The organism is Bacteroides sp. AF20-13LB (assembly GCF_003603065.1).
Taxonomy (GTDB): domain Bacteria; phylum Bacteroidota; class Bacteroidia; order Bacteroidales; family Bacteroidaceae; genus Bacteroides; species Bacteroides uniformis.
The window spans coordinates 1-8768 of record NZ_QTMH01000032.1; the positions used below are offsets into that span (position 1 = coordinate 1).

An 8768-nucleotide genomic window follows, 5' to 3' on the forward strand; every position below is an offset into this window, starting at 1 on the left:
TAATTCTGGAAAACTTTTGTTTGTGCCTTATACAAAGGACTTTGGGAGAATTACCCAATTTTGGGGTAATGATTTGGCAACTGTACTATATGCTACGTTCTGCTCTGATATGCTTTCAAGTCACTCGTTTTCGAAACAAAGGTAATCATTTTATTTGAAAGGGTATATAACAATAAAGGAGTACCCCACTTTTTATAGTAGTTTTATAACTTTATTTACAGTATTTATTCATAAGTGGTTTTATATCTGTTCTTCCCAACTGATAAGCCTCTTCTAAATGGGCACAAGCACTTGCCTTTTTATTTGCTTTTATTTCCTGTAGTGCAAGATTGACAAGTGTTGCTTCCAAATCAAAATTTTGCTGAACAGCCTTATTATAGAAATAAATGGACTGTTCATAATTATTCAATTCTCCATAAATATATCCCAAGTTATAATATGCACCGCCAAAATTAGGTTCAATCTCAATACATGTATGGAAGACTTTTATTGCTTCGTTAAACTTCTGCATATCTATTAGTATGGCTCCTTTTAAATTGTAATATTCAACTTCCGCAGGATTTATTTCAATCGCTTTAGACACAGCACTCAAAGCTTCATTTGTCTTTTGTATATCAGATAATATCTGTGCTACATTATACTGAATACCGTCATCTTCTGGCTTTAACTCTACCGCTTTTTGAGCATACTTATATGCGTTTTGTAAATTTCCACTATTGCCTTCTATAATCGCTAAATTAATATAGGCGGGAACACTCTTTATAGAATACGGCTCTATCTTGATAGCTCTTTCAAAGTACTTTTTGGCAGAGTCTGGCTGGTTCAAATAAAGAGCATAAATCTGCCCTATATTGAAGTTGTTAGGTGCATTATAAGGGTCAAAAGTAAATGATTTCTTTGCGTTAGAATAAGCCCTTTCCACATCTCCTTGTTCCAAATAAATAGTCGCCATATTAGCAAGAGCTTCTACATTGTCGGGGGCTATCTTTACCGCTTTATTCAATAAATCCAATGCGTCTTGTGGATTTTCTGCCAAATTAGCAAGTCCTACGTATGCATTTGCTTTTATATTATCGTTTTCGTTTGATAAAGCTAAATGATAATTTTCCTTAGCTCTAACTTTGTCATTTAATTCATATAAAATAGAGGCTTTATTGATGTATGCTTCTGCTATTTCTTCATCGGATAACGTTTCTTGATGGGCAATGAAATAATCTACATCTTTCAATGCTTCTTCCAATAATCCCAAACTCAATTTGGCAACAGCTCTTTGATGATAGGCAAATAAAATACTTTTCTCACTTTCGTTTAATTCAATGATTTTGTTCAGATCATTAATCTCTGCATCATATTTTGACATTATATCGTAGATTGCTGCTCGGAAAGTATAAAAGCTGCTACTATCGGGATGTTCCTTTATAGCATCGCTAATTTCAATCAAGGCAAGTTCAAACTGATTGTTATTCCAGTATTCTTTTGCTTTCTCTTTGGAACTCTTATGCTGGCATGACGCCAGCATAAAAATAGCGGATAAGATAAATATATATTTCATAACATGTTGTTTTATAATTATTCAATCGAATATTGACGCAATACCCATCACAATCAAGGAAACAATAAAATGTCCTATCTTGGTTAAAATTCCCCATACGATTAGGAAACCTACTGCACTCCAAAAACTATTCGGCTCAGTCCATTCCCACGCTAAAAATCCACTACCGACAAATACTGCCGCAGTTGCGGAATATAATAATCCCGCAATGATACATCCGTTACTTGAATCACTCATGTTTTGTTGATTTTAATATTGATAATTTAATGGTAAACAAGATTGCTGCAATGATGTCTATTGGCATCCAAATAGCTTTATCATGCAGATAAACAGGAATAATAGGATTAAAGACGATAGCAATAAGTCCAAAAGCTACTCGCCAAAAGTTCAAATCCTTAACAGGCTCATTCACTATGATACATACTGCACCTATGGTTATAATTATTCGAACAAACGTATAGTACCCAATAGGCAAATCTCCCATGCACAAAAGCAGCAAGACTATACAAAGTGACAATAAGTATTTCATAGGAATCAAGAGGAAAGACCAGCAATAAACAATCCACCCCACAAAAGACAAATAATTTGTCCTAAACAACCGGCTTTTCCGCTGATATAATCCAAAGGCCAAAAAGGTCCGGTTAATAAAGCCAGTATTACATAAATAACAATAGCTGCGATAAGCATAACTTCAAATCCTCCAATATCTCCCTCCAGCTCCAAGGAAGACCTTACTTTTTAACTACGAAGCGTGGAACTGCAATGCCACATCTAAGTTGGAGGTCGTAGGAAAAACCTTTAGTACGGATATGGTAATAGCAGCCCACGCTATAGCGTGAGAACCACTATGCCTCCTCTCGTACTAAGTCCGAAATTTCCTACGTTTCCAACTTACAAGATAAGCATAACGCTTCTTCTTTTTTCGTATGTCTTGGAAAGAGTTGCCTCAATCCAAGTACAAAAGTATGAAAAATCCGTGATATACCTTAAATCATCACGGATTTTTTTGATTTACAGTTTCATACTTCTATTCTGTCTTGGCTTCGGTATTCCGATGACTTCTCTGAACTCATGCATCTTCTTTCTGAACCAGTTCACGTGTGAAACTCCATCTATCTTGAAATCGAATTTACCGCTTTCATCCTGTTTGATGGAGCAGACGGAATGTCGGGTATCAAAACTTCGATTAAACTCGGAAGAATAGAGTTCACCTTTTATCCCGACTTCCTTGAACTCACACAGTCTTCTGATTATCCCGTCATTAAAGCCTAAACGTTCACGCAGGAAGTTTATTACAGGCATCAGCTTCTCCACATACGGGAAATAGCGTCTGACAAAATCCGTAAACTCCGACAGCTTGCGGTGCTGTTGCTCGTAAGCGTTTCTTATCTCCTGTATCTGCTTGGCTTGTTGCCGTTCCCGTTGTCGGGCTTCGTCTTCAAGTTCAAGGATGCGGTCTTGCAAGTCCTCGTTCCTGCGTTCCAACGATTTCATTCTTCCACTTCCGAAAAGAGAACCCACACTGCTTGCAAGGGCGGTTGCCGTATCGGTGGCTGCACATTTGAGCTTGTCGGTGCGGATTTCCGCTTTTACCTGTTTCAGTTCCTCCTGCGCCTCGGCTTTCTTCTCCTGTAACAGTCTGGTTTCGGTTTCAAGGGTTTCATTTTTCTTTTTCAAGTCCCGATAATACTGCATGGTGGTAGTGTGCCGTGCTTCCGAGCCCCGTACCCCACGTTGCAATCCGTATTTCGTCATCACCCTTGCGTAATTGTCGTGGTAGGCAATCAGGGTCTGGCGGTTGAACAGGTCATCGGCACACAAACGGACGGAATTTGTTTTCTTGCGGTACTTGCGCTTACCGTCCGTCTGTTCTTTCTTGGCTTTGCGCCTTTCACCCGTCACGATAGGAACAACGGCTGCGTGGATGTGCGGAGTCTTCTCGTCCATGTGCAGATGGGCGGCAACCACATTGTCTTTGCCGAATGTGGCTTGCAGCCATTGGATGCTGTCGTTGCACCATTCGTCGAGCTTTCCTTTTTCCTGTATGTTCATCATGTCCTCGTGCGTACCCGACAAAACCACCCGAACGACACGGACTTGGTCGTGCGTGATTTTCCGTCTGATGCCTGCCGTGTTCAGCCTGTGGGCAATCGCTTCATCCCTGCCGTGAACGCCATCAGGGTATTCGACAAGCACCCTGTTCAGATGTGTCCTTGTCGGGTCTGCGTTTTTAGGTATTATCTTTCTCTCTATATGGTCGGACTGCGTGGTGTCCGATGTACCCTTTGCTTTCTTAATGTCCAATGAAAAATATCCCATATCATTACTGTTTTTGCGGTTATCGTTATGTTTCTTCTCTCTGCCTGTGGCATCGGCTCACAGGGTTTATTATGCAAATGAACCATTGCTGCACTCGGCATAATCCAAACTCGTTTGGATTATGCTCTCGTTTGCACAGGGTTTCCAAAGGGATTTCCCTTTGGCTCGATAGGGTGTTTTTAGCGTTACGGAGTAATGCGTGAAGAAAACGCCCTATTGAGCTATGGTATTTCTGTCTAAATACCTTGGGAGAGCGGACGTGCATATTACAGATGAAATCCCCCTTTCTTTTTCGGTGGCTGCATCATCCGCCTTGCGGATTGGACTTGCTTCTTCTCCTTTATCGGCTCTGCCGATTGGGACAAGGGCTTACCGCACAGGTAGTCGTTCAAGTCCTTATACTCACGATAGTACATTGACTTGTCAAGCAGCCGTTCCCCAAACTTCTCTTTCAGCTTCTTGCAGGTGTTCCGTCCTGCCGTGTCGTTGTCAAGGAAACAGCCGACTTGGGTGTAGGTCTCCAATATGCTTTCCGCTTTTGCAAGATTGGAAACGGAGTTCAATATGATATAGTCCTGTGTGTCCAATCGCGGGTGTTGCGGATTGTTTTCTACTCGGATGGTAAGGAATGAAAGGTAATCCATGAACCCCTCAAACAGGTAACACATACATCGTTGTCCGCCCTGCTGTCGGATATGGGTGATGTCTTTCGGGGCGACACATCCCTTGAAGTATCTGTTGCGCACTTCATATCCTCCTGCCATGTTCGGAAAGCCGATGGCAAAATAGGGTTTGTCGGCATTCATAAACCGAAGCTCCCTGCATTCTCTTTTGGCAAGTCCGATGTTTATTCCCCTTTCTTGCAGATAGGCTATAAGAGCAGGAGAGGACAACTCACCAACCCTTAATCCCTGATAAGGCTGATTGTCGGAATGCTGTCTGCCAAAAGAGAACGATGCAGGGCGGATGTATGCTGTCCGCTCCTCTATGCGTTTCAGCAGATAGGCTACATCTTCCGAATGGTAGAGTTCCGCTGCCAATGCAATGATATTACCGCCTTTGCCGATGCCGAAATCGTACCATTTTTCAAGCTCGGTGTTTACCTTGAACGATGCGTCCGTTTCTTCCCGTAACGGTGATTTGTACCACAGGTTCCTGCCTTGTTGCTTTACAGGCGTATAGCCCAGACTTTGCAGATAGTCTGCCAGTTTGATTTGCTTTACATCTTGGATTGTCATATTACATACGGTTTTGAAGTTGATGAAAATTTGTTGATTTGATGAATTGTCAATGTAATATATTTATATACAGCCTCGTAACCTCTCAACATCTTCTCAACAAACCACTCGCCAAAAGAGAAATCAACAAACGGGTGTCGGTGGTCTCTCAACTTCTCTTTTGGCTTGTTGAGATTTTGGTGAGAATGTATATCGTTTATTGTCAGTGTATTTATACCCATATTCAACAATTCAACAGAAAAATGATAATATTACAGGGATTCAAGTTGCTCCCTTGTGACGGTGTAGAAGCGTCCCACTCTCCTTATCGGCTCATACCGACACTCCCGATTGCAGTTGAACAGGTAGGTGGTATAGGTCAGTCCGTTTGGCGCAGGGGTCAGTTTCCAACATTCCTGCAACACTTTTCGGACTTGGTGTTTCTCCACCTTTACCTGTGAGTGTACCAGCAAAAGAAGAATGTCGCTGTAACAGAAAGAGAATGTATCCGTGCCGACACTGTCCATGATGTCAAGGACAAGCTCGTGCATCTCTATCTCCAATCGGTTGCGGTTGCTGCGGATAATCTTCTGCAAGGCTTCTGTATGCAGCAATGTGGGGTTGAACCACATCCGGCTTTCCTTATCGGTGGATAGCTGTCTGTATTGCAGGAAATGGAGAAAGGCGGGTATCTCCGCTTTCAACTTTTGCAGGAAGTCGGTGTCATCGGACTGCAAGCGGTCTATCTTGCGCACCCAATAGCGTGTTTCCCCTGCATCTATGATTACGGGCAGATACTCGTTGTTGGAGCACAGCACGAATTTGGCGAAGAATGCAATCTCGTCACGGTCTTTGCCTTTGGCTTCCACCTTGTAGGATAAGGTAGTGCTGAGGTTTTTCAACCGTTCGCTGTCCTCCCTGCGGTTGAGCAACACCTCATCTACCACGATAAGCAACTTGCCAGCCCAGTCGGAATTGAACTGGCTGCGGAAATCCTCGTTGGTGTTGAAAGTCACATTGTTCTGAAAAAGGGCTTTCAGAAAGTTCAGGAAGGTGCTTTTGCCCGTGTTGCGTTCTTCCGACACCAACAGCAGGATAGGCAACTTCTGAATCGGTTGCAGGTAGAGCAGTTGCAGATAGTCCATCCCCAACTCGTATTGTTCCCCGAAGATGTGATGCAGCAATGAACGGATAGAGGGGAAATCCCCTTGTCGGGGTACATGGTCTATCGGTTCGTAGAGGTTAAGGAATTTGCCGACCACGGAACGGTAGCCGATGTGTTCGGGTACGGTGCAGAAGCCGTCATACTTGGGAACGCTGCCGATGTAATCCTTGCCGTAATCCTGTCGCAGGGTCTCGTTGTTCCATGCGATGCGTTTCTTCACATACCCTCCGTTCAGTCTCGGTTGCTTCACAATCTTGTAGAGCGTTGTTCCGACACGGATAAATTCTTCCTTTGCCATGCCGCCATCCGATGGCGGTCTGTGGCTGTCCTGTTGTTCGATAGCTGACATAATCAAATGGTTTTAAGTTTGAAAATTACCCAGCTGCAAAAATATAATCAATTATCGGATAGGTTGTTATGCAAAACACAGCAGAATGATGACAAATAGCCCCCGAAACAAAAACTTTCAATGGTTTGGGGCGGAAGTCTGGCAGAACAAACGAAAAAACTCCCGAAAAACGAATGTTGATATTACGCTTTTCGGGAGAAAAAACCAGAGCGTCTGTCGTGCTGTCGTACTGACTTAATGAATTACTGACTTACCGAGTGAATAATGTCAGGCATTCAGCTACGAGAAGTATTCGGATTTGGATATACAGTTGGTATTCAGCGAGAAGAAGATGCTTGTTTTCTCTTTTCGCAGGTACAGTCTTTCAAGAACGGCATTGCGTACCCTTTCCGCTCCGAATGTGCCGATATGGAAAGCGAGGGCAACTATCGCTTCAAGGTTGTAAACCTCCATACAGCAATTATCGGATACCCGTATGTTTCGCCTTGTCCCGTATTCCCTTAAAACTCCGTTCTTACAAAGAGCCTTTACCCCAGCACGGAATGTCGGGGCGGTTACTCCAAACAGGTCGCAAAGTTCCCATTCGCTCATGGCGGTTGCGCCTATATCGGTCGGCAAGGTGATGTTGCCGTTGCCGTCCGTTGTGATGATGCTTCGTTTCATGGCTATGCTTGGTTATGGGGTTACACTTCCGAACGATGCGTTCAGCTTGTTGCCGAACATCGTCAGGTCATGGTCAAGTTTCTGTGTGGTTATCTTCGCATAGATTTGAGTCGTGACAATGTTCGTGTGTCCCAAAACACGGCTCACGCTTTCAATGGGCATCCCCTTGCTAAGAGCCAGTGTTCCAAATGTATGACGTGCGCAATGGTAGGAGATTTGCTTCTCTATTCCGCATTCCGCCATTACCTTTTTCAGCTGTTTGCACATCGTCCAATAGTTGATTTTCCCGAAAACCAGCTTGTCTTCCGACAGATACTTGTACCGTTCGATTATCTGCAAAGGAATATCCAGCAGCTTCACTTGGAACGGGACATTTGTCTTGTGCCGTTTCGACAATATCCATTTCTCACCGTTCACCTCCACTATTTCGTCTGTTGTGAGTTCTTTCATATCTACAAAAGACAAGGCGGTGAAGCAGGCGAAAATGAACAGATCCCGCACCAATGTGAGGGTGGGGTTGTCAAACTCGTGCGCCATGATTCTTTTGATTTCGTCCTCTGTCAGATATTCCCGTTCCTTAACATTCGGGCTGATATGGAACTGCGCAAACGGATTTCTCGGTATCAGTCCGTTATAGTGCGCACGCATGACCACGCCTTTCAGCCACATGCAGTTCAGCCAGATGGTGGCGTTTTTCAGTCCACGTTCAGCCGTAAGATAAGCCGCAAACTCCTTGATGAAGTCGGGCGTAAGTTCCAGCATGGACATGTCCGTCCGTCTGTAGAATGACTTGATAAAGGCTGCGACATAGTTCCTTGCCCTTACCATGACCTTGTATGTGCCGATGCTGCGGTCTTTGCCGACACGTTTCAGGAAGTTGGCACAATCCTTGTCGAAAGCCTTTATCAGCGTTTCATACTCGCTACCTATCCCTTGGTAGGCATTGCGCACCATTTCAGCCGTTACGTATGCCTCTCGGTCGGATATGCGCTGATAGTGCTTGATGATTTGCGCCTTGATGTTGTCCAATGCCAGATTGATGTTCCGTGCTTCGGCACTCTTGCCTTTGGCTCGGTTGCCTTTCGCATCCCAAAGGGTTTTCGGGATGGTCTGCTTGCAACTGAACTGCGCCACAGTACCGTTGATTGTCACTCGTCCCATGATGGGGACAATATCGTCTTTCTCCTTGCTGCCGTTCACGTAGAACAGCACTTTGAATGTACTTCTTGCCATACTCGTTTTTTTTGTTTGCAAAGTTAAATATCAACGAGTTAGACATTGATACGCAAATCGGTGACAAACGGTGCAATAGCATCTCTCGTATGTTAAATCTTACTCTTTTACGGGTAATGATTTGCAAACCATTCTTCTTCTTAAATCCGCTTTTCTTTGCGTTTTCCGATTTTTCGGCTTGTCATCATTTGACACCATAACGACTCTGATATTAAGTCGTTTAGCGTCATTTCTCCCATTTTTCGAGGTTATTCCAGAGATTTTATTTAA

At 43.6% G+C, this 8768-nt stretch carries 9 protein-coding genes; all 9 read right to left on the reverse strand.

Annotation, left to right across the window (positions count from 1 at the left end; genetic code table 11):
* Positions 1-211 precede the first annotated feature (211 nt).
* Positions 212-1552, reverse strand: coding sequence for a tetratricopeptide repeat protein (locus DWX62_RS21465; RefSeq protein ID WP_120173133.1), 1341 nt, complete (start codon positions 1550-1552; stop codon positions 212-214).
* Positions 1553-1573: 21 nt separating this feature from the next.
* Positions 1574-1789: a hypothetical protein gene (locus tag DWX62_RS21470; protein WP_032536291.1), complete on the reverse strand. Its 216-nt coding sequence runs from the start codon at positions 1787-1789 to the stop codon at positions 1574-1576.
* Positions 1782-2081, reverse strand: a complete 300-nt coding sequence (locus DWX62_RS21475; protein ID WP_133303680.1) for a DUF6804 family protein — start codon at positions 2079-2081, stop codon at positions 1782-1784. Before DWX62_RS21475 ends, DWX62_RS21470 begins: the two co-directional genes overlap by 8 nt.
* A 5-nt stretch (positions 2082-2086) precedes the next feature.
* Positions 2087-2275: a hypothetical protein gene (locus tag DWX62_RS21480; RefSeq protein ID WP_032536290.1), complete on the reverse strand. Its 189-nt coding sequence runs from the start codon at positions 2273-2275 to the stop codon at positions 2087-2089.
* Positions 2276-2563: 288 nt separating this feature from the next.
* On the reverse strand, positions 2564-3871 hold the full coding sequence (gene mobV, locus DWX62_RS21485; protein WP_120173134.1) for a MobV family relaxase: 1308 nt from the start codon (positions 3869-3871) through the stop codon (positions 2564-2566).
* 266 nt (positions 3872-4137) lie between these two features.
* On the reverse strand, positions 4138-5109 hold the full coding sequence (locus DWX62_RS21490; RefSeq protein WP_120173135.1) for a toprim domain-containing protein: 972 nt from the start codon (positions 5107-5109) through the stop codon (positions 4138-4140).
* Between the two features lie 251 nt (positions 5110-5360).
* The gene (locus DWX62_RS21500) at positions 5361-6602 is read right to left on the reverse strand and encodes a primase-helicase family protein (RefSeq protein ID WP_120173136.1); all 1242 of its coding nucleotides are present in this window, start codon (positions 6600-6602) and stop codon (positions 5361-5363) included.
* Positions 6603-6881: 279 nt separating this feature from the next.
* Positions 6882-7265, reverse strand: a complete 384-nt coding sequence (locus tag DWX62_RS21505) for a hypothetical protein (protein WP_120173137.1) — start codon at positions 7263-7265, stop codon at positions 6882-6884.
* 12 nt (positions 7266-7277) lie between these two features.
* Positions 7278-8498: a site-specific integrase gene (locus DWX62_RS21510; RefSeq protein ID WP_120173138.1), complete on the reverse strand. Its 1221-nt coding sequence runs from the start codon at positions 8496-8498 to the stop codon at positions 7278-7280.
* Positions 8499-8768: the final 270 nt, after the last annotated feature.